This is a genomic window from Pseudoduganella sp. R-31 (genome assembly GCF_049913235.1).
Lineage (GTDB): Bacteria > Pseudomonadota > Gammaproteobacteria > Burkholderiales > Burkholderiaceae_D > Rugamonas.
The window spans coordinates 1,156,301-1,176,820 of record NZ_CP183986.1 but is presented as its reverse complement, the minus strand read 5'-3'; the positions used below and the strand labels follow the sequence as shown (position 1 = coordinate 1,176,820).

Sequence of the window (20,520 nt, the reverse complement as noted above, 5' to 3'; positions counted from 1 at the left end):
CGTTCAGGGGAGTTGGTCGAGAAGGCGGTCGACATGAATCTTCCAGTCTGGAAGATGCAGGTCGAGGGCGCCGGACAGCTTGCTGGTGTCAAGGCGGGAATTCTTCGGGCGCTTGGCAGGCAAGGGATAAGCTTCCGTCGGGATCGGACAGATCTGCGACGCATCCACCTTGATGGCGGCGCCCCGCTCCCGGGCACGCCCGATGGCATAGCTGGCCAGGCCGTGCCAGCTGGTGGCGCCGGCCGCGGTCAGGTGGTAAATGCCGTCAGCCAGGGCGCCGCGGCGATAGGCTGCGACAGCCAGGGCCGTGACGTCGGCGATCAACTCGGCCGAGGTCGGCGCGCCGACCTGGTCGGCCACCACGTTCAATTGATTGCGCTCGCCGGCCAGGCGCAGCATGGTCTTGATGAAGTTGCCGCCATGGGCCGAAAACACCCAGCTGGTACGAAACACCAGGGCCTTGCAGCCGCTGGCCAGGATCGCTTCCTCGCCGGCGCGCTTGCTGCGGCCGTAGGCGCTTTGCGGCGCGGTGGCGTCGTCTTCCACATAAGGTTCGGTCTTGTCGCCATCGAACACGTAGTCGGTCGAGTAATGCACCAGCAAGGCGCCGTGCTCGCGCGCGTACGCCGCCATCGCGCCGACAGCGGCGGCGTTGACAGCCATGGCACCGGCTTCGTCAGCCTCGGCGCGGTCGACTGCCGTGTAGGCCGAGGCGTTGACGACCACGTTGGCGCCCTGCTCCGCCAGCACTTGCCTGACGGCCGCGAGGTCGCCCAGGTCAAGCCCGTCGCGGCCTAACGCTACCAATTCACCCAATGGCAACAAGGTTCGCTGCAATTCCTGCCCGACCTGGCCATTTTTACCGATCAGCAGGATCTTCATGCGTATTGCTTCTCGATCCAGTTGCGGTAGTTGCCACTGATAACGTTCTGCACCCAGGGCTGGTTCGCCAGGTACCATTGCACGGTCTTGCGGATGCCGCTCTCGAACGTCTCGACCGGGCGCCAGCCCAGTTCACGTTCCAGCTTGCTGGCATCGATGGCGTAGCGCTTGTCATGGCCAGGGCGATCCTTGACGAAGGTGACCTGGGTCCGGTAAGACTGCCCGTCAGTGCGCGGTTGCAGTTCATCCAGGATGGCGCACAGCGTATGTACGACATCCAGGTTGGCTTTTTCGTTCCAGCCACCGACGTTATACGTTTCGCCCGGCACGCCCGCTTCCAGCACGCGGCGGATGGCGCTGCAGTGGTCCTTGACGTACAGCCAGTCGCGGATTTGCTGACCATCGCCATAAATCGGCAGCGGCTTGCCAGCCAGCGCGTTGTGAATCACCAGTGGAATCAGCTTTTCCGGGAAGTGGTAAGGGCCGTAATTGTTCGAGCAATTCGTGGTCAGCACCGGCAAGCCGTAGGTATGGTGGTAGGCGCGCACCAGGTGGTCGCTGGCCGCCTTGCTGGCCGAATACGGGCTGTTCGGCTCATAACGATTGGTTTCCGTGAATGCCGGATCCTGTTTGCCCAGCGAACCGTACACCTCGTCCGTCGACACATGCAGAAATCGGAAATTGGCCTTGTCCTCGCCTTCCAGGCTGCCCCAGTAGGCGCGTACCGCCTCCAGCAGGTGGAAAGTACCGACGATATTGGTCTGGATGAAAGCTTCCGGGCCATGGATCGAGCGGTCGACGTGGCTTTCGGCGGCAAAATTCACGATGGCGCGCGGCCGGTGCTCGGCCAGCAAGCGCGCCACTAGGGCCGCATCGCCAATGTCGCCTTGCACAAAAATGTGGCGCGCATCGCCCTCCAGGGCAGCTAGCGTCTCGCGGTTGCCGGCGTAGCTCAGGATGTCGAGGTTGACCAAGGCTTCATCCGATTGCGCCAGCCAGTCCAGCACAAAATTGGCCCCGATAAAGCCCGCACCACCCGTAACTAAAATCATCGCAACTTCCTCTAAAACAAGTTATAAGTAAACACTTACCATTCGGGCAAACGATAATTCTACCGCATATGGTAAGACCCGCCCTTCCGTTTTACCCATCGCGCAACTTCTGAAACACAAATTACGTCTTAGTTACCAACTTATCCAGGCTTGGCCTGGCGCCACCATAAGACGCGCAGATAGGCGGGGGAAGTGAAGAATTTCGCAGCACTTTGCACGTGCCACCACATGAAACGCAAACGCCGATGGCTGTCGCGCTGGGCCTTGTGGATCACACGCGCGTGCTTACATACCAAGATATGGCAGCCTGCCAGACGAGCCCGGGCCCCGAAGTCGACATCTTCAAAGTACAAGAAATAGGCGTCATTGAAACCGCCCAGCCGTTGGTAGAGGTCGCGTGGCACCATCACAAACATACCCGCCACCCAATCCGGCAGCAAGGTGTCCTCATCCTGCCTGAGGGTATCGGCAATAATTGGACGCCCCAGTAATCGACATAACAGGCGCTTGAAAAGACTGTAGGGTGTCGGAAAATTGCGTGCACTGTCCTCGACCCGGCCTTCGGCATCGAGAATTACCGGGGCACAGATATTCAGGGAATCCCTTTGTGCCAACTCGAGCAATGGCTCGAAAGGGTCTTCCGGCAACTCGATATCCGGATTCAGGATGACAAAATAGGCGCCAACGCTTTCAAGAAATGCTGCGTTGTGATTGGCGCCAAAGCCTTTCGGCGTCGGATTCTGAATCAGCCGTACTGGGAAAGGCAGGCCGTCGAGTTCCACAGGCTCAGGCAGGTTCAGCGTGAGGATGACTTCAAAATCGCTCCGACCTAGTCTTGCCAAATGCTGCAACAAGTTCGCCACGTGGACGCGATGACCGTGACTGACGATCGAGAGGGTTAATTTCTTCTGCATATATTGATTGCACCCGGCCATGCCCAAGACCGGGCCGAGTTAGGGTGTCGTGATCGCGGCGTTGTGCGAAGCCAGGGAGAGGCGGGTGCCCTAATTGCGGCTGAATAGAAGTTCAAGCCAATTCCGCTTAGCCAGCAGCAGCACGGCACTATCTGCGCCGCTGCAGCCACTCTGAAAACTCGGCGCCAATTTCATCATGTCTCGCACCCAAATCAACAGTGGCTTGCAAAAATCCCAACTTACTGCCGCAGTCGTAACGTGCGCCTTTATAGCGGTAGGCAAACACTTTTTCGCGGCGCAAGAGATTCGCGATGCCGTCCGTCAGTTGGATCTCGCCGCCCACCCCGCGCGGAAGATTCTCGAGTTCCTTGAAAATCCCTGGCGTCAGGATATAGCGCCCCGCAACTGCGAGCGTGCTTGGCGCCACCTCCGCGTTAGGCTTTTCCACAATTCCAGTCACATTGACGATGTCTTGCGTGACCTCTTCAGCGCTAACGATCCCGTAACGCTTCGTTTCTTCCCGCGGCACATCTTGCACGGCGAGAATACTGGCTCCCCAATCGGAAAACTGTTCAACCATCTGCGCCATGATCGATGGCTTGCCCACCATCAGGTCGTCGGCCAGCAGGACTGCAAACGGTTCATGGCCGACGAGTTCTTTAGAGCACAACACAGCGTGGCCGAGCCCTAGGGCGCGGGGCTGACGAACATAGGTGCACACCATATCCTCCGGTGCGATGCTGCGGGCAGTATTGAGCAGCTCGGTCTTGCCCGCCAGCTCCAGCTCATTCTCCAGTTCGTAGGCAGTATCAAAATGATCTTCCACGCTGCGCTTGGTACGACCTGTCACGAAAATCATGTGACGAATCCCGGCAGCATAGGCTTCCTCCACTGCATATTGAATCAGTGGTTTATCAACTACCGGCAGCATTTCTTTAGCCGATGCCTTGGTGGCGGGAAGGAAGCGGGTTCCTAGCCCCGCAATTGGGAATACAGCTTTTTTGATGTGATTCATTACTTGAATCCAAATAATAATTTTCTAGCGGACTTAAAAATTGGCCAATATTATAGCATTTGGGTTTCAGCCCACCGTTTTAGAATCTGCCCGCCTAAACGCGGCAGTTACCCGTTTTCATTCGTAGCCGTTCGGATTTCGCATTTGCCAGTTCCAATGGTCGCGGCACATTATTTCGAGCCCACGCTCCGCCTTCCACCCCAGATCGCGCTCGGCCCGCGCTGGGTCGGCGTAGCATTCCGCTACATCCCCCGAACGACGCGGAGAAATGCGATACGGAACGGTCTGACCACTGGCGCGCTCGAAGGCACGTACTACCTCTAGGACACTGTAACCATTTCCTGTGCCCAGGTTGATTTCCAAACACTGGGGCGTATTGAGTCGTTGCAAGGCTTTCAGGTGCCCGATTGCAAGATCCACCACGTGGATATAGTCCCGCACGCCGGTGCCGTCGCTGGTCGGATAATCGTTACCCCAGACATTCAGGTATTCGCGCCTGCCCACCGCGACCTGGGCTACGAAAGGCATTAGATTGTTGGGGATGCCTTGTGGATTCTCGCCAATCAGGCCGCTTTCATGGGCACCGACCGGATTAAAATAACGCAGGAGGGCAATCCCCCAGCTCGGGTCAGCACGATACAGGTCGCGCAGCATGTCTTCAACAAACAGCTTGCTGCGGCCGTAAGGATTGGTCGCGGACAGTGGATGATCTTCAGTAAGCGGCAAGCGCTGGGGCTCGCCGTAGACGGTCGCCGAGGAGCTGAAAACCAGGGTGTGAACTCCGCAAGCCTGCATTGCTGACAACAGGCGATGGCTACCGACAATATTGCAGTCGTAGTACGCAAGTGGCTTTTCTACTGATTCGCCGACCGCCTTCAGACCGGCAAAATGGATGACCGCGTCGCACCGATGTTGGCGCAAGGCCCGCTCAATGGCGGTCTGGTCGCGGATGTCTCCTTCAACCAGGATGGGGCGCTGCCCCGTGATACGTTCGATGCGGGTCAGGGATTCCGGATGGCTATTGCTGAAATTATCAAATACAACAATCGTGTGCCCGGCGGCCAGCAGTTCCACGCAGGTATGGGATCCAATATAGCCGGCGCCGCCTGTCACGAGTATGTTCATTAAATTGCGCCGTCAGGTTAGAGTTTTTTAAAGAAGACCGCAGCAAACAGTGCAATATTGCCCAGCCAAGTTTGTCGCCTTACTCCGCTGTGGCTGAGGTGAATCAGGCGTGAAATTAAGCCTTTTTTTCGAGCTTTGGCGAAATGGCTCAATATTTTCCTGTTCTCTGGCGTTAGCTGGTCTTCCAGCTTCCTAAGCGCTGCAATATTGTCCTCGTACCACTTCCGATGCTGCCCCTGCAAAAATTTTCGCAAGCGTTGAAGGCGCGCCCCCCAGCTTGAATTTACCCCTATCACGTTTGCCCCATGTTGCCGGTAACGCAACGTAGGAACCGGGTCGTAAAAAACCTCGCCGCCGCATCCCGTCACCGCCAAATAGACCCACCAGTCATGGAATACTACTGGCAGTTGCGCACCTGCCCGCATGAGCAATGAGCGGGCAGCATTATTGAAAACCATAGTATTACCGCCGGCAATGCTTTGCACTAATGCATTGGCAAAGCGAGGGTTACCAAATGACGGAGACAGTCCAATTTCCCGGTTATTGGAATCGATTAGCCTGGTGCGTGCACAATACAGGGCTGGAACATTGGCCGGAACGCCTTCAAGCCACCGCAGGGCGCGTTCGAGTTTATCTAATTCCCAGATATCGTCCTGGTCCGAATATGCGTAATAATCCGCCTGAATCTTTGCATTGCAAGTTAAGGCCAGAAAGTTTGAAACAAATCCTTTAGCCGGGCCCGCATGAATCGACAATCGCCCAGCAGGCCATGCGCCCCTGAAACGTTCGAGAATCGCCAGGGTATCATCTGTCGAGCCATCGTCCGATGTCCAGACCTCCCAATTTGAATGGGTTTGGGATTCAAATGAACGGAGCTGTTCCGCGAGATACTGTTGGCCGCAAAAGGTGCCCAACAGGATCGCCACTTTAGGGTCCACACGCTTCGTCCCCAGCGGTGCACCAACGTTTTCCATACAAAGTTGGGTCACCAACTTTCCTCCATTTCACAGCCTGAACAAATTGAAATTACAGACATCCGCAATTCTAGTGAATAAAAGCGTCCGGCAAATGCCCTATTACAATTCACTCTTATTTAATGGCACAGCAAGATACTTTAATGCAAATTGCCGGACATTGAATTCATGCGCCCGGCCGAGTCCATTATGATAACCCAGCCCAGTTGCGGGGGCATGCTCTTTTCAGCCAGCACAACGCGCTATACTCGCTGACATGATGATCAAGGCCCCCTTCCCAGGACGCTGCAGCGCTGCTTCCCTGCACGGGAGCGCATCGCGCACACCTGTCACCACCTGGCTTTCCTAGGCTCGGTCGGGTCCGGACCGGATTGTTCCGGCCACCGCCACCCCGCCGAGCCGCTCCGATTCCCTCAACAAGCTGAACCGAAAACCAGGAGAATTCCGCATGCAACCCAATATCACCATTTCATCACTCGACGCCGAGCGCATTGAAGCTCTGGCCGGCATCGGTCCCGCCCTGCTGGACGAGCTGGCACGCGCCGATATCCGCGCACCGGAGGACATGCCGCCTGACGTTGTGACGATGAATTCCACCGTCCGCTTCGCCATTGACGGCTCGGGCGAGGCGCATTGCCTGACGCTGGCCTATCCGAGGGACATGGCGCAGGTGCCGGACGCCATTTCCATACTGACACCGATCGGCGCGGCCCTGCTGGGCCTGTCAACAGGCGATACGATCCACTGGCCGCGCCCCGATGGCCAGTTGTCAACGGTGCGCGTACTGGAAGTGCTGTACCAGCCCGAACGGGCCGGCGAGTGCTTTCGCTAACTGGCCGCCGCGGCCTTGCGCGCGGCTTTCGCCACATACATGGCCTGGTCGGCATGGCGCATGAGCTGGTCGATGACTTCCCCGTGTTCGGGATAGAGGGCAATGCCAATGCTGGCGTGTGGCTGCAGGGTGCGGCCGGCCAGCACCAGGGGCGTGGCAATCACTTGCCGGATCTTGCTGGCCAGGGCCTCTGCCTGGGCATGGCCGGCCACGTTTTCCAGCAGGGCGACAAATTCGTCGCCGCCGATGCGCGCCACCGTATCGGATTCACGCACGCAGGACGTGATGCGGCGGGCAATGGCATGCAAGAGCTGGTCGCCCACCACATGGCCATGCTGGTCGTTGACCTGCTTGAAGTCGTCGAGGTCGATGAACAGCAGCGCACCGCGCGACTGGCCGCGCCGGCAGCGCGCAATGGCGGACAGGATGCGGTCCTGGAACAGGCGCCGGTTCGGCAGGCCGGTCAGCTCGTCGTAGCGCGCGGCGTGGGCCAGGTCGGCATGCAGCGCCAGCCTTTCGATGACGGCGCCGGCCTGGCCGGCAGTAAATTCCAGCAGATCGATTTCCCTCGCCGACAGCGCGCCGTGCTGGCCCAGGTCGAGCCGCAATTCGCCGAACGCGATGCCGGAACCCGACAAGGTGACGTGGTGCCAGCCTGTCGCGTCGAGCCGCGCGGCCCGTTCCGGCGTGCTGGCATAGGCCAGCCGCTCGCCCGGCTGCAACACGGCCACCATGCCGCGCAAGGGCAGCAAGCCTTGCAGGATCTGGTCGAAGCTGCGGAACAGTTCGGGCAGGCTGTCGGCGCCATGGGCGGCCGTGGCCAGCGCCAGCATGCCGGCCTGGCGCTGCTCGGCAAGCTTGCGCTCGCTGATCTCGCGCGCCACGCCGATGCGCAAGCGGTCTTCGGGCGACCAGCGCGCGGTCCACATGATGTGGGCCACGCTGCCATCCTTGCGCAGGTAGCGGTTCTCGAAGCCGAGGCCTGGACGGCCGTTCAGCACATGTCCCATTTCAGCCACGGTCCTGTCCTTGTCATCCGGATGGATGAAGTCGAGGATGATGCGGCCGATCATTTCTTCCGGCGCGTAGCCGAAGATCGCTCGGCAGGCCGGGTTGACGAACACGATGCGTCCGCCCTCGTCCACCATGAAGACGGCGTCCAGTAACAGCTCCGGCAGGCGCGCTAAAGCATCGGTCATCCAACGAGGATACCGCAAAACAAGCCATGGACAAGTTTATCGGCAAGCCTGCTTCAGGTAAGCGATCAGGTCGGCGCGCTCGGCGTCGTCCTTGACGCCTGCATAGCCCATGCTCGTGCCGGGCACGGTCTTCAGCGGATCGGCCAGGAACAGGTTGAGTGTCTGCTCGTTCCAGACGATGCGCGAGCGCCGCATCGCCTGCGAATACGGGAATCCTGCAAGGCTGCCGGCGCGGCGGCCGAACAGGCCGCAATGGCGCGGCCCGGTGCGGTCGTAGGCCAGCGCGTGGCAAGCGAGGCAGCGCTCGTAGACCACCTTGCCAGCGGCCACGCTGGCAGCCGGCGCGGCCTGCGTGGTGGCGCTGCACGCTGCCAGCGCCAGTGCGGCAAGCGGGGTTTTCATGACATGAAGGCCGACGGCACCGGCGCTTCGCCGAGGGCGTTGCGCAGCACCGCCCAGTGCATCGCCTCGTCGCCGAGGATGCTGGCGGCCGCCTTGGCCAGCTCGCGGTTGCCGAACAGCGGCACGGCGCCCAGGTAGGCGCTGACGGCGCCCTTCTCCAGTGCCGCGGCAAAGCGCAGCACGTCCGTCTGCGATGTCAGGTTCTCGGTCGGGAAGGCATATTTCGCCTTGGCGCTAACGGCCTTGCCTCCCAGCTTGGCGATCGTTTTGGCGAGGATGTCGGCATGCTCCTTGTGGTGGCCCTGGAAGGTCACCGCCAGGTCGAGAACCGACTTTTGCAGCAGGCCGCTTTCCGCGCCCAGCTGGTAGGCGGCAATCGCTTCCAGTTCGGCGCCGAGCGCCGTGTTCAGGATGCGCACGTCTTCGTCGGACGATTTGTCGCCTTTGGCGGCCAGGGCGTCTTCGCCCGCCAGCAACGCCACGGCCGCGCCGGACAGCAGCAGCCCCGATCTGGAGAGGAAGGAACGGCGCGTGCCCTGTGCAGCGTCGTCGAGGGAAATCAGGAAGGACATGGTTTTCTCCTTGTGGTGGGTGGTCAGTTTTTCAGCCGTTCGAGAACGTTGGCAACGATGCGGTCGCAGCGTGCGCCGTCGAAGGAAAACGCATCTTCCAGCGCGACATCGAGTTCGCGCGACAAGGCTTCACGCAGCAGGCCGCGGGCGCGGAAATAGCGCGTGCGCACGGTGGCTTCCGGGATGGCGAGGCAGGCGGCGGTTTCCTCCACCGTCATTTCCTCCAGCGCACGCAGGACGAACACCGTGCGGAAGCTGTCGGGCAGGCCATCGATCTTGCGCTCGATCAGGCGCCGCGCCTCGCTGCGCAGCAAGGCCTGCTCCGGTCGTTCCTGGTGTTCGTCCATTGTGTCCTCCACGTCAAGCGGGATGATCTCGGCGCTGCGGCGGCGCGTGCGGCCGATGGCTTCATTGATCACGATGCGGGTCAGCCAGGTCGACATGCTGGCTTCGCCGCGAAAGTCGGCCATCGCGCGGAAAGCCAGCAGGTAGGCTTCCTGCAGCACGTCCTCGGCTTCCGCATCGTCCTTCACGATGCTGCGCGCGGTGCGGTATAGGGCGCGGTTATGGCGGCGCATCAGCTGTTCGAATGCGGCTAGGTCGTTCATGGGGCTCCCCGTTTCTGGCTGTTTTCAAGACATTGGATGTCGCGCGTTGCGCCTGCGTTCCCGAAAAACAAAAAAAAACCACCCGAAGGTGGTTTTCATTATGCAGGGAGGCGCCTAGCGCAGCGCCAGCTGCCGGCCCGGCATGCCGGCCAGGCGGAACTGGCTGACCACGCCCGCCAGCTGGTCGGCCTGCTCCTGCAGCGCTCCGGCTGCAGCAGCGGCCTGTTCGACCAGGGCGGCGTTCTGCTGCGTCACTTCGTCCATCTGGCCGATGGCGCGGTTGACTTCATCGATGCCGGTGCTTTGCTCGGCGCTGGCGACCGAGATCTCCGCCACCACGTCGCTGACGCGGCGCACGCTGGCTAGTACCTGTTCCATGGTGCTGCCGGCCTGCTGCACCAGCCGGGTGCCGGTATTCACCTCGCGCGCGGAGTCGTCGATTAATTGCTTGATCTGCCTGGCCGCCGAGGCGCTACGCTGGGCCAGGTTGCGCACTTCCGATGCGACGACGGCAAAACCGCGTCCCTGCTCGCCGGCACGCGCCGCTTCCACCGCCGCATTCAGAGCCAGGATGTTGGTCTGGAACGCAATGCCGTCGATGACCGCGATGATGTCGACGATCTTGCCGGAGGCGGCGCTGATGTTTTCCATCGTCAGGATCACCTGCTGCACCACCTTGCCGCCATCGCTGGCCACGTTCCATGCCGACTGCGCGAGCTGCTTGGCTTCGCGCGCGTTGTCGGCGTTCTGGCACACAGTGGAGGTCAGCTCCTCCATGGCCGATGCCGTCTCTTCCAGCGAGCTGGCCTGGCTCTCGGTGCGGGCCGACAGGTCCAGGTTGCCGCTGGCGATCTGCGCCGAGGCGGTGGCAATGGCATCGGTGCCGCCGCGCACCTGGCCCACAACGTGCGCCAGGCTATCGTTCATCTCGCGCAGCGATTGCATCAGCGCGCCTGTCTCATCGCGCGATTCGACCTTGATGCTGGCGCTCAGGTCGCCGCCCGCTACGCGCTGCGCCACCGCTACCGCCTCATTCAAAGGCGCCGCCACGATGCGCGCCACCCACAGCGCCAGCAGCACGCCCACCACCAGCAGCGCGGCCAGCATGCCGATGATCAGCTTGCGCGACATCTCGAAGCGTTCCGCTGCGGCTTTTTCGGCGCCGCTGCTGCCTTCGTCGTTATATTTCGACAGCGCTTCGAACTGCTCATTGAGCTTGCGGTAAATCTTGTTGGAAGCACCACGGAACAGCAGGCGCGCCTCTTCCTTGTTGCCGGCGCGCGACAGCGCGGCCAATTTTGCGCTCTGCGCCAGGTAGGCATCGATGTCCTGTTTCAGGTCGGCGTAAATGCGTGACTCTTCGGCATCGGTCACCAGCGCGGCCAGCAATTCCTGTTGCTTGCGCATGGTGTCCAGGCGGCCGGCCATCGATTTTTCGATGGTGCTCATTTCCTCGCCTTCATCCACCAGGATGTGGCTGGCCTCGGAAATGCGGTAGCGGGCCAGCGAGGTCTGCACCTGCCCCACGCAGCGTACTGCCGGCAGCCAGTTGGTGGCGATGTCGGTCGAGGACTTGCTGACCTTGACCAGCTCGACGATGGAGAACAGCCCCATCACGCAGGTGAAGGCGATGACCAGGCTGAACGCGCATAGTAGCTTCTTCCCGATCTTCAGGTGGTAGAACCAGCCCATGATTGTCTCCCTATTATTGTTAGCCCTGGCTTGTTACCAAGAAGCAAATTTCAGGGTAACAAACAGGAGCTTTCAGTTTCCTTTCATCCATTGCCCTGCGGCAAATCGAGGGGTATCGTGTCTGGATTGTGGACACCTCACCGGAGCCGGACATGGCAGAGCACGACATCCCCCAACTCGAAATCCCCGAATCGGTCAAGGCGGCGCTGAGCAACTGGGTGCAACAAGCCGCCCAGGAAGCGGGCAGCCCCCTGCGCAGCGAGATCGAAGAACTGCGTGCGCAATTGGCAGCCGCCCACGCCACGCTGGAAGAAAACGAAGACCAGATCACGCGCCTGAATGGGGAATTGCGCAACGCCCGCAATATCGCGGCGGACGCCCTGGTCGGCAAGGCCAAGGACCAACTGGCGATCGAAGGCAAGGATGCCCAGATCGCCGACCTGCGCGGCCAGCTCGAACGCAGCGTCGCCATCGCGGCCACGCTGTCCGATGCCAAGCTGGCGGCGGAAATGGAGCTGGTCGGCGCCACCACGGCGCGCGACAACTACCTGGCCGAAGCCGCCGAGCTGCGCACCCAGCTCGAAGCCTGCCGCGCCGCGCGCCGAGCCGCGTAATTCATTGCAATCGGCGCTTGCTAGCTTGCATTCATCTGTTTAGGATGAATGCATCCACAGCATTTGTCGGAGGGATTCGATGGCAATGTTAACAATTCGCAACCTTCCCGATGAAGTCCACCGGGCGCTCCGGGTGCGTGCCGCCGGAAATGGGCGCAGCACCGAGGCTGAAGTGCGGGAAATTCTGGCCAGCGCAGTAAAACCGGAAACGCGAATCCGCATGGGCGAAGCCTTGTCTGCACTCGGCCGCGAAATCGGCATTACAGACAAGGACATCGAAACCATAGCTCAAGCCCGTGACAGCAAACCTGCCGAGCCATTGACGCTCGAATGATCGTCCTCGACACCAATGTGGTTTGTTCAGGAGCCGCATCCTTCCCTTCGATATCGAAGCCGCCCGGCATTATGCGGAACTGGCCGCGGCAGCAAAATCCGCCGGGCGTGGATTTCCCACGCCGGTCGGCTACATCGCTGCGATTGCCGCATCGCGCAACTTCATTGTGGCGTTCCGCGATACGGCTCCTTACCAAGCGGCAGGCGTCTCCGTTTTTAATCCATGGGCGCCGCCTGGCCAATCAGGGTAAAGAGATTCACTCCGAGATCTCAACCAGCTTGTAGCCCGGGTCGGAAGTGATCTGGGCCTCGGTATAGGGCAGCTTGATCCACTGGCCTTTCACGTACAGCTTGGTCTCGTCATTGAAATGCGGGCTGTCCGGGTTGGAGGACTGGCTGTAGGTCAGGATGCCTTCCGCTACCGGCCCGCTATCGTCCCAGGTGACGAACTGGATATAGCTGTTGCCGTAGGCGCCGGCGTTGGTTTTCGAATCGGCCGTGTAGATCCAGATGCCGGGATAGATCTGGTTCTTCACGCCGCGCCAGTTCATGAAGGTATAGCGTCCGCCCGGCACGGCCAGGCTGCCGTCGGGGCGCGAAAGGGTTTGCACTTCTTCCGGGCGGGTGCGGCGCTTGGCTGCGGTATCGAACTGGCTGCTGGCGACCAGCGCCTCCAGCTTCGCCATGGCGGCGGCGATGCCTGCGGCGCCGCGCGGCGTCTCCAGCGGGTCGGCCGGGTTGTACGGCACGCTCCACCACGAAGCCGCATTCAGTTCGCCCAGCGCTGCATACAGCTCAAAGAACAGGATGGCGCCGGCGCTGCCTGGCGCATGGGTCTTGTCCCATGCTTGCAGCACAGTGCAGGCATCCTTGGCCGCCGCCGTGGCGGTGCTGGAAGCCAGGCAGGCGGCGGTGAATTCCGGCAGCCATTTCTGCGCCTTGAAGAAGCGTGCCTGCAAGTAAATCTGCTGCAGGTTGGCCATGGTGAAGCGGTTGCCCGGCAGTCCGTCGGCACTGGCCAGGCGGTCACGCACGATGGCGTGGCCGGTACGGGTGCGGTTGTTCTGCGGCGCGCCTTCCACATTCGGGCCGGTGGCGATGATCTTCGGATAACCGGTGAGGAAGGTGCTGGCGGACGGCCACCAGTGACTGTCGTTGGCGTTCAGGATGTAGTCGCTGCGCTTGACCCAGGGCCGCTGGGCGGCGCCGATCGCGCCCGACCAGTCGCAGGCCGAGGTCGTCCCCGCCATCACCACCACGCCGGTGGTGGCCATGATGTCCTGGAATGGCGCGCCTTGCGCCGCACCGGGAACGCAGCCGGCCAGTTGGGCATCTTGCACGTTGGCCGCCACCGAGAAGTCGCCGTACAGGGTATCGCCGGCCTTGTCGGCGGCCATGGTGTTCACCCACGGCATGGCGACATGGGTTGCCGCCGCCGTGCGCAGGCTGTCCACGCTGGTGGACTTGCCGTTCAGGATGACCTGGTCGATCAGCTTATGGTTGGCCAGGTTCGCGTCCTGGATCGCAAACGCCGACGTTGTGCCCCAGGCGAAGGAGCTGTCCATCAGCATCGGGCCGAACTCGGTGGTGTACAGGGTGCGCGACAGCGAGGTGAGCGCGCCGTCGGCGCCCTTGACGCTGATGGTCAGCGGCACCGCCGTCATCGCCACCGGCTTGCCGTCCTTGATGTAGCGGGTCGGGCTGCTCGGGTCGAGCGCCAGGTAGCGCAGCGTGAAGCGGTTGTCGGTGGAGAAGGTGTGGGTCCACGCCACCTTGTCGTTAAAGCCGATCAGCGGCAGCGGCACGCCAAGCAGCGTGGCGCCGTACACGTCGTAGCCTTTGCCGGTGACGGTCAGGTGCAGCTGGTTCAGGCGCAACGCGCCCCACCACGGGAAGTGCGGGTTGCCGAACACCATGCCCTTGCCGGACTGCGTCACGTCCTTGCCCAGCCCGAAGCCGTTGGAGCCGATGGTGTGCTCCTGGATGGCCTGCAAGCCTTTTGCAATCGAGGAATTGGCGTAATCGGAGGCGGCCAGCAGGCGCGGCTTGCTGCGCTTGAGCAGCGCGGCCGTGGCGGTTTTCGGCGGCTGCGCGGAACCGATCTGCTTGATGAAGGCCAGCGAACTGCCGGCCATCGCGGCCTGGGCAAAGCGCAGGTAGGCATCATCCTCCGTCATCGGCTGCACCCAGACGGCGCTGTTGCAGGCTGCCGGCAGGCTGGCCAGCGGAGTCTCCTTCAGGTAGCGGTTGTAGCCGGCCACGAAACCGGCGGTGAGGTCTTGCGCATCCTGGCTGGAGGCGGCCTTGATTTTGGCCGCCAGCGCCGGCGTGAACTGCAGCTTGTAGAAGAAGTCGGAATCGATATTGCCGAAGGTGTCGCCCAGCTGGCCCAGATAGCCGCTGGCGCCGCCAAAGTATTTCGCGCGCTCGCCGTGCAGGGTCACCAGTTCTTCCGCGTACAGGCAGATGTTCTCCTTGGCGAAGGCGTAGCCGTAGCCATAGCCGGCTCCCTTGAAAGTCTCCGCCTTGACGTGCGGGACGCCGTAGGAGGTATAGCGGATCGATGCGACATAGGTGGTGCCGGTAATCGGTGGGGGAGTGGGCGCCGCGGGGGGATCGTCGCTGCTGCTGCCGCAGGCCGCCAGCAGCGCGAACGGGACCAACGTCAGAATACGGGATAAAACATGCTGTCTCATCTTGTCTCCTAGTTATCGGTATGCGCAAAGTTAATTGCTTGGCAATAATAACCCGGCTTGGGCATGAAAAACCGGATTGCCCCATAATCGCGGTTCATTGTCCAACCGCGAGAGATTGAGCATGACTGGCATTACCGACTTTCCCATCAACGCCAAATGGCCCGCCCAACATCCTGAACGCCTGCAGCTGTATTCCCTGTCCACGCCGAACGGCGTCAAGGTATCGATCATGCTGGAAGAAACCGGCCTCGCTTACGAGCCGCACCTGGTCAGCTTCGACAGCAACGACCAGATGTCGCCGGAGTTCCTGTCGCTTAACCCGAACAACAAGATCCCGGCCATCATCGACCCGGACGGTCCGGGCGGCCAGCCGCTGCCGCTGTTCGAATCGGGCGCCATCCTGCTTTACCTGGCCGAGAAAACCGGCAAGCTGATGCCGCAGGACGCGGCCGCGCGCTACGAAACCATCCAGTGGGTGATGTTCCAGATGGGCGGCATCGGCCCGATGTTCGGCCAGGTGGGCTTCTTCCACAAGTTCGCCGGCAAGGAATACGAAGACAAGCGCCCGCGCGACCGCTACATCAACGAATCGGCGCGCCTGCTCGGCGTGCTGGAGCAGCGCCTGCAAGGCCGCAAGTGGATCATGGGCGAGCAGTTCACCATCGCCGATATTGCGATCTTCCCGTGGGTGCGCAACCTGGTGGAATACTACGGCGCCGGCGACCTGGTGGGCTTCGAGAAATTCGCCAACGTGCGCCGCGTGCTGGCCGCCTTCCTCGACCGCCCGGCTGTGGCGCGCGGCCTGAATATTCCAGCCCGCAGCTAAATTCCTGCAAGTGACGGGCGTACAATGGCTGGGCAGGTTTCCACCAGCCCGGGAGCATCGCTATGCCACGCCTCCACCGCCTGTCTGCTGTCTTCCTGCTGCTGGCCGCCGCGCTGGCAGCACCCGCCCACGCCGGCAAGCCTTACCAGTATTACGCGGTGGGCGATCCCACCAACGTCGTCTTGCCGCAGCCTAAAAAACCCAGCCTGGTGCTGATGGGTGGCGGGCCGGACGTCGATGCCGTCTTTGCCTGGATGATCCAGAAAGGCGGCGGCGGCAACTTCGTGGTGATCCGCAGCCGCGGCACCGACGCCTACAACCCCTATATCTTCGCCATGGGCGGGGCACAATCGGTGGAAACGCTGGTGATCCCGAGCCGCGATGCCGCCAACGATCCCTTCGTGGCCGAACGCATCCGCAATGCGGAAGAACTGTTCATCGCCGGCGGCGACCAGTCGGACTACATCAACTTCTGGCAGGGCACGCCAGTGCAGGCTGCGATCCAGGAACTGGCCGGGCGCAAGATCCCGATCGGCGGCACCAGCGCCGGCCTGGCCCTGATGGGGCGCTTCGGCTTTGCGGCACTGAACGGCAGCATCACCTCGGCTGAAGCACTGGCCAATCCCTACGACAAACGCATGACGCTTGAGCGCGACTTCCTGCTGCTGCCCGACCTGGGCAGCGTGATTACCGACGCCCACTTCGACACGCGCGACCGCATGGGTCGCCTGGTGGCCTTCATCGCCCGCATCGTCAATGATGGCTGGGCCGGCATGGCGCGCGGCATCGGGGTGGACGTGGAAACGGCGCTGCTGGTGGAAGACGGCAAGGGCACGCGCGTGGGCACGGGCTCGGTCACCTTCCTGCAATCGGTCGGCCTGCCGCAAGTGTGCAAGCCAAAGCAGCCCTTGACCTACCTGAACCTGCAGGGACAGCGCATGTCGGGCGGCGGCAGCTTCGATTTGCGCAACTGGGCCGGCTATGGCGGCGCGACGGTGCCTTTCACCGTGTCCGCCGAAGCCGGGGTGCTGCTTACCAGGTAAAGTCGTCCGGGATCTTGTAGTCGGCGTAAGGATCGTCTTCCGCCGGCTGCTCGCTGGCGGCCTTTTTGACCGCCACCACCACTTCCGGCGCGCGTTCAGCGATCTTTTCGCCCACCACTTTCGGCACCAGTTCGGCCACGCCGTCCAGCACCACGATCACCAGGCGGCCGTTGACCAGGTGCTGCTGCACCTTATCCGATACGTAAATGCGCTCGATCTTGCTGCCGATGGTGAAGTTGTAGGCGACATCGCCGTTGCCTTTCGGCTGGCGGTGCTGCTGCACCATCTGGACCACCTGGGCCAGGATAGCCTTCTGGGTGGCAGCCGCGTCGCGCGCCGCGTTCAGCTCGCGCGCACGCTCGGCATTCTTGCGCTGCTGCTCCAGGGCCGCCTCGCGCGTCTGGTCCACGGCCTTGGTGCCGCTGCGCAGTTCTTCCTTGTGCTGCTTGGACTTTTCCTGCTGCACCTTGTTGACCTTCTTCTTGTCGACCAGGCCAGCCTTCATCAATTGTTCTTGCAATGAAACCATTGTCACACTCCTTTGTTGCCCGCAAGTTTAGCAGAGCGCGTATAGTGCCTGCATGAAGAGACTTGCTATTCTCGCAACCGCGCTCGCCACGCTGCTGCCGCCTGCCCATGCCGGCGATGCCGAACAACTTGTGGCGATGGTCAACGCCTGGCGTGCCGCGCCGGCCGCCTGCCAGGGCAAGCAGCGCCCCGCCGTAGCGGTGCTGGCGCCAAAGCCGGTACTGTCGCGCATCGCGCTGCGGCCCGGCATGATCCTGCTGGCGGCGCTGGACAGCGCCGGCTACGACCCGGAAGTCGCCGACGCGGTCAATGTGGAGGGCCCCGCAGACGCGCGCAGCGCCTTCGAGGCCCTGCGCGACTCGTATTGCGCCACGCTGGGCAGCGCGCGCTATCGCGAGATCGGCGCCCACCGCTCAGGCAATGAATGGACCATCGTGCTGGCGGTGCCGGCGCCGAACCCGCTGATGCTGCTGCCCGATATGGCCGATGCAGCGCGGGAGGTCTTCAGGGCGACTAATGCGGCGCGCGCCCAGGCGCGCCAATGCGGCGACACCTGGATGGACGCTGCGCCGGCGCTGGCCTGGAACAAGGACCTGGCAGCGGCCGCCCTGGCCCACAGCCAGGACATGGCGCAGCAAGGCTACTTCGCCCATAAGAACAAGCAGGGCAACGAGGTGTCACAGCGCGCCGAAGCGCAAGGCTACCGCTGGCGCCATATCGGCGAAAACATTTCGCGCGGCCAGTCCAGTGCGACGGAGGCCGTGGCCGGCTGGATCAACAGTCCCGGCCATTGCTTGAACCTGATGAACCCGCGCTTCACCGAGTTCGGCGCCGGCGTCGCCATCCGCCAGGGCAAGCGCCCGGCAGCCTACTGGACCCAGGTATTCGGCGCCCCGCGCTGAGCTTGACATCTGCCCCCTGCGTACTAGGCTTATCTGATCGGCAGCCTGCGGCATGCCGCTGCAGGTGCCGGTGTTTGGGGGATGTCATGGACACCAAAAAGTTCATCAGTGAAGGCTACAAGCTATTCGCGGCAGGCGACCTGAAAGGCCTGCTCGAACGCTATAACGACGATGCGGAGATGATCAATCCCGACTCCGACTACCTGCCCATAGGTGGCAGCTATCAAGGCAAGCAGCAGATAGCCGAATTCTTCGTGAAGTTGAATGAGACCACGCAGTGCACTTACCTCGAACCGAAGACCATGGTGCAGGAAGGCGATACCGTGGTGGTGACCGGCGACTCGAGCTGGATTGCCCGCAGCACGGGTATCGCCTACGAGAATCCGTTCGTCCACGTCTTCAAGATGCGCGACAATAAAGTCGCTTCATTGCGCGCCTACTACGACACCAGCAAGCTGGAGCATGCCCTGCACCCGGCCACCACCGGCCAGGCTGCCGGCAAGCCCTTGCACCACTGACAAGGAGAGCTGACATGCCGGCCGCCCGTGCCCTGCCCTTCATGCTGTGCCTGGCGGCCGGCGCCCTCCCTGCCGGCTCGCAGGCAGTACGCGAGCCGGCCTTCGATCCGCTGCTGGATGGCGCGCTATGCGCCAATCCGGCCGGCGGCCGGCCGCTGTTGCTGGCGCTGGCGGCGCCGGCCGAAACGGCGCCCTTCAAGCCGGCGCAGCAGGCGCGCCAGGCGCAGGCAGGCGGTCCGCCGCCGCTGTACAAGGACCTGGGCAAGCTGCATTTCTCGATCACCACGCGCAGCCCGCGCGCGCAGGCTTACTTCGACCAGGGCCTGCGCCTGCTGTTCGCCTTCAACCACGCGGAAGCGGCCCGCGCCTTCCACGCCGCGCAGCAGGCCGACCCGCAGTGCGCCATGTGCCACTGGGGCGAGGCGCTGGTGCTGGGGCCGAACATCAATGCGCCGATGTTTCCCGACATGGCGGGGCCGGCGTTTGCGGCAGCCGAGCGCGCAGCGGCGGCAGCCAATAGCGCCAGCCCGGTGGAACAGGCGCTGGTGCGCGCCGTCAACCGGCGCTACGCCGCGCAGCCGCCAGCCGACCGCGCAGCGCTGGACCAGGCCTATGCCGCCGCCATGGCCGACGCTGCGCGCAGCTTCCCCAACGAGGACACGGTGCAGGTGCTGTTCGCCGAAGCGCTGATGGACCTGTCGCCCTGGGATTACTGGGAAGCGGGCGGCGCCAGCCCGAAAGGCCGCACGCAGGAGCTGGTCGATGCGCTGGAGCGGGTGCTGGAGCGCAATCCCAGCCACCCCGGCGCCATCCATTACTACATCCACGCGATGGAAGCCTCGACCCATCCCGAAAAAGCCCTGCCCCATGCGCGCCAGCTGGCCAGGCAGATGCCCGGCGCCGGCCATATCGTGCACATGCCGTCGCACATCTACTACCGCGTCGGCCTGTACAAGGACGCGCTGCAGGCGAATCTCGATGCCATTGCCATTGACGAAACCTACTTCCGCGGCGCCGCCAGCGACCCGATGTACAAGGGCGCCTACTATCCGCACAACATCCACTTCGCGATGGTCTCGGCGCTGATGGGCGGCGACGGCAAGGCCGCACTGCAGGCGACGCAACGCCTGGAGCAGTCGATCAGCCCGGAACAGCTGCGCGCGATTCCGCCGCTGCAGCCGGTGCGCGCCGCGCCCTACTTCGCCCACGTGCAGTTCAGCAGCCCCGGCACGCTGCTGGCGCTGCCGGCTCCGGCCGAGGAATTCGTGCTGCTGCGCGCGATGTGGCATTACGCGCGCGCCGTCGGCTTTGCGCGCACGGCGATGTGGGACGACAGCCAGCGCGAGGTCGACCGCATTGCCGCCATCGAGCAACAGGCCGACTTCAAGCCGCTGCAGGACTGGGGCGTGCCCGGCGCCGATATCGTGCGCACCGCGCGCCTGGTGGCAGCGGGCAAGCTGGCCGAGGCGAAGGGCGAGCTGCCCGGCGCGATCGCCCTGTTCACGCAGGCGGTGGCGGCGCAGGATGCGCTGCCCTATACCGAGCCGCCGTACTGGTACTACCCGGTGCGCCAGTCGCTGGGGGCGGCGCTGCTCAAGGCCGGCAAGCTGGAAGAAGCGGAAGCGGCGTTCCGCGCCTCGTTCGCCAAAACGCCGAGCAATGGCTGGGCCCTGCGCGGCCTGGCCGCGGTGTACGAGAAACGCGGCGACAAGGCCGCCGCCGCCGCTGCGCACAAGCGATTCGCCGCCACCTGGCTGGGCCCCAGCGGCGGGCCCGACCTTTCGCGTTTATAG

Annotated in this window: 21 protein-coding genes and 1 pseudogene; 9 read left to right on the top strand and 13 right to left on the bottom strand. The window is 62.7% G+C overall.

The window, feature by feature from the left end:
- Positions 1-3: 3 nt before the first annotated feature.
- The 6 genes from rfbD to ACN9MY_RS05375 form a co-directional block, all read right to left on the bottom strand.
- Positions 4-882 (bottom strand): dTDP-4-dehydrorhamnose reductase, encoded by an 879-nt coding sequence (rfbD, locus tag ACN9MY_RS05400; protein ID WP_426320980.1) that lies wholly within the window; start codon positions 880-882, stop codon positions 4-6.
- Positions 879-1,934: a dTDP-glucose 4,6-dehydratase gene (gene rfbB / locus ACN9MY_RS05395; protein ID WP_426320978.1), complete on the bottom strand. Its 1,056-nt coding sequence runs from the start codon at positions 1,932-1,934 to the stop codon at positions 879-881. The genes rfbD and rfbB overlap by 4 nt, the downstream gene beginning before the upstream one ends.
- Before the next feature lie 140 nt (positions 1,935-2,074).
- Entirely contained in the window at positions 2,075-2,848 is a 774-nt protein-coding gene (locus ACN9MY_RS05390) for a glycosyltransferase family 2 protein (protein WP_426320976.1), read from the bottom strand.
- A gap of 148 nt (positions 2,849-2,996) precedes the next feature.
- The gene (galU, locus tag ACN9MY_RS05385; protein WP_426320974.1) at positions 2,997-3,863 is read right to left on the bottom strand and encodes a UTP--glucose-1-phosphate uridylyltransferase GalU; all 867 of its coding nucleotides are present in this window, start codon (positions 3,861-3,863) and stop codon (positions 2,997-2,999) included.
- Between the two features lie 117 nt (positions 3,864-3,980).
- Positions 3,981-4,988, bottom strand: coding sequence for a UDP-glucose 4-epimerase GalE (gene galE, locus ACN9MY_RS05380; protein ID WP_426320972.1), 1,008 nt, complete (start codon positions 4,986-4,988; stop codon positions 3,981-3,983).
- A gap of 17 nt (positions 4,989-5,005) precedes the next feature.
- Entirely contained in the window at positions 5,006-5,962 is a 957-nt protein-coding gene (locus ACN9MY_RS05375; protein WP_426320970.1) for a glycosyltransferase family 2 protein, read from the bottom strand.
- A gap of 448 nt (positions 5,963-6,410) precedes the next feature.
- Here ACN9MY_RS05375 and rnk point away from each other — a divergent pair, with 448 nt between their 5' ends.
- Entirely contained in the window at positions 6,411-6,794 is a 384-nt protein-coding gene (gene rnk, locus ACN9MY_RS05370; RefSeq protein ID WP_426336937.1) for a nucleoside diphosphate kinase regulator, read from the top strand.
- Here the strand turns inward: rnk and ACN9MY_RS05365 are convergent.
- The 5 genes from ACN9MY_RS05365 to ACN9MY_RS05345 all read right to left on the bottom strand — a co-directional run bounded on the left by ACN9MY_RS05365 (position 6,791) and on the right by ACN9MY_RS05345 (position 11,267).
- Entirely contained in the window at positions 6,791-7,993 is a 1,203-nt protein-coding gene (locus tag ACN9MY_RS05365; protein ID WP_426336936.1) for a diguanylate cyclase domain-containing protein, read from the bottom strand. The two genes, rnk and ACN9MY_RS05365, sit on opposite strands and share 4 nt — an antisense overlap.
- Positions 7,994-8,029: 36 nt before the next feature.
- Positions 8,030-8,395 (bottom strand): c-type cytochrome, encoded by a 366-nt coding sequence (locus ACN9MY_RS05360; RefSeq protein ID WP_426168201.1) that lies wholly within the window; start codon positions 8,393-8,395, stop codon positions 8,030-8,032.
- The gene (locus ACN9MY_RS05355) at positions 8,392-8,967 is read right to left on the bottom strand and encodes a ferritin-like domain-containing protein (protein ID WP_426168197.1); all 576 of its coding nucleotides are present in this window, start codon (positions 8,965-8,967) and stop codon (positions 8,392-8,394) included. Before ACN9MY_RS05355 ends, ACN9MY_RS05360 begins: the two co-directional genes overlap by 4 nt.
- Before the next feature lie 23 nt (positions 8,968-8,990).
- On the bottom strand, positions 8,991-9,575 hold the full coding sequence (locus ACN9MY_RS05350; RefSeq protein ID WP_426168194.1) for an RNA polymerase sigma factor: 585 nt from the start codon (positions 9,573-9,575) through the stop codon (positions 8,991-8,993).
- 114 nt (positions 9,576-9,689) lie between these two features.
- Positions 9,690-11,267 carry a methyl-accepting chemotaxis protein gene (locus ACN9MY_RS05345; protein WP_426336935.1) on the bottom strand — a complete coding sequence of 526 codons (1,578 nt, stop codon included), beginning with the start codon at positions 11,265-11,267 and terminating at the stop codon, positions 9,690-9,692.
- A 152-nt stretch (positions 11,268-11,419) separates the two neighbouring features.
- On the opposite strand from ACN9MY_RS05345, the gene ACN9MY_RS05340 reads away from it, so the two are divergent.
- From ACN9MY_RS05340 to ACN9MY_RS05330, 3 genes and pseudogenes are all read left to right on the top strand, one after another.
- Positions 11,420-11,881: a hypothetical protein gene (locus ACN9MY_RS05340; protein WP_426336934.1), complete on the top strand. Its 462-nt coding sequence runs from the start codon at positions 11,420-11,422 to the stop codon at positions 11,879-11,881.
- 79 nt (positions 11,882-11,960) lie between these two features.
- A complete protein-coding gene (locus ACN9MY_RS05335) occupies positions 11,961-12,215 on the top strand; it encodes a FitA-like ribbon-helix-helix domain-containing protein (protein ID WP_426336933.1) in 255 nt (84 codons plus the stop codon).
- Between the two features lie 19 nt (positions 12,216-12,234).
- Positions 12,235-12,465 (top strand): annotated as a pseudogene (locus tag ACN9MY_RS05330) (VapC toxin family PIN domain ribonuclease); the annotation flags it as partial.
- A gap of 6 nt (positions 12,466-12,471) precedes the next feature.
- On the opposite strand, the gene ACN9MY_RS05325 reads toward ACN9MY_RS05330, so the two are convergent.
- Positions 12,472-14,910, bottom strand: a complete 2,439-nt coding sequence (locus ACN9MY_RS05325) for a penicillin acylase family protein (protein ID WP_426336932.1) — start codon at positions 14,908-14,910, stop codon at positions 12,472-12,474.
- Positions 14,911-15,031: 121 nt separating this feature from the next.
- Between ACN9MY_RS05325 and ACN9MY_RS05320 the strand changes: the two genes are divergently transcribed.
- Positions 15,032-15,736, top strand: a complete 705-nt coding sequence (locus ACN9MY_RS05320) for a glutathione S-transferase N-terminal domain-containing protein (RefSeq protein ID WP_426336931.1) — start codon at positions 15,032-15,034, stop codon at positions 15,734-15,736.
- Between the two features lie 62 nt (positions 15,737-15,798).
- Positions 15,799-16,779 (top strand): cyanophycinase, encoded by a 981-nt coding sequence (locus ACN9MY_RS05315; RefSeq protein ID WP_426320954.1) that lies wholly within the window; start codon positions 15,799-15,801, stop codon positions 16,777-16,779.
- On the opposite strand, the gene ACN9MY_RS05310 is transcribed toward ACN9MY_RS05315, so the two are convergent.
- The gene (locus ACN9MY_RS05310) at positions 16,769-17,308 is read right to left on the bottom strand and encodes a DUF2058 domain-containing protein (RefSeq protein WP_426168174.1); all 540 of its coding nucleotides are present in this window, start codon (positions 17,306-17,308) and stop codon (positions 16,769-16,771) included. The two genes, ACN9MY_RS05315 and ACN9MY_RS05310, sit on opposite strands and share 11 nt — an antisense overlap.
- Before the next feature lie 52 nt (positions 17,309-17,360).
- Between ACN9MY_RS05310 and ACN9MY_RS05305 the strand changes: the two genes are divergently transcribed.
- From ACN9MY_RS05305 to ACN9MY_RS05295, 3 genes are all read left to right on the top strand, one after another.
- Positions 17,361-18,209: a CAP domain-containing protein gene (locus tag ACN9MY_RS05305; protein ID WP_426168171.1), complete on the top strand. Its 849-nt coding sequence runs from the start codon at positions 17,361-17,363 to the stop codon at positions 18,207-18,209.
- Between the two features lie 86 nt (positions 18,210-18,295).
- A complete protein-coding gene (locus ACN9MY_RS05300) occupies positions 18,296-18,727 on the top strand; it encodes a nuclear transport factor 2 family protein (protein WP_426168168.1) in 432 nt (143 codons plus the stop codon).
- Between the two features lie 14 nt (positions 18,728-18,741).
- Entirely contained in the window at positions 18,742-20,520 is a 1,779-nt protein-coding gene (locus ACN9MY_RS05295; RefSeq protein ID WP_426320951.1) for a tetratricopeptide repeat protein, read from the top strand.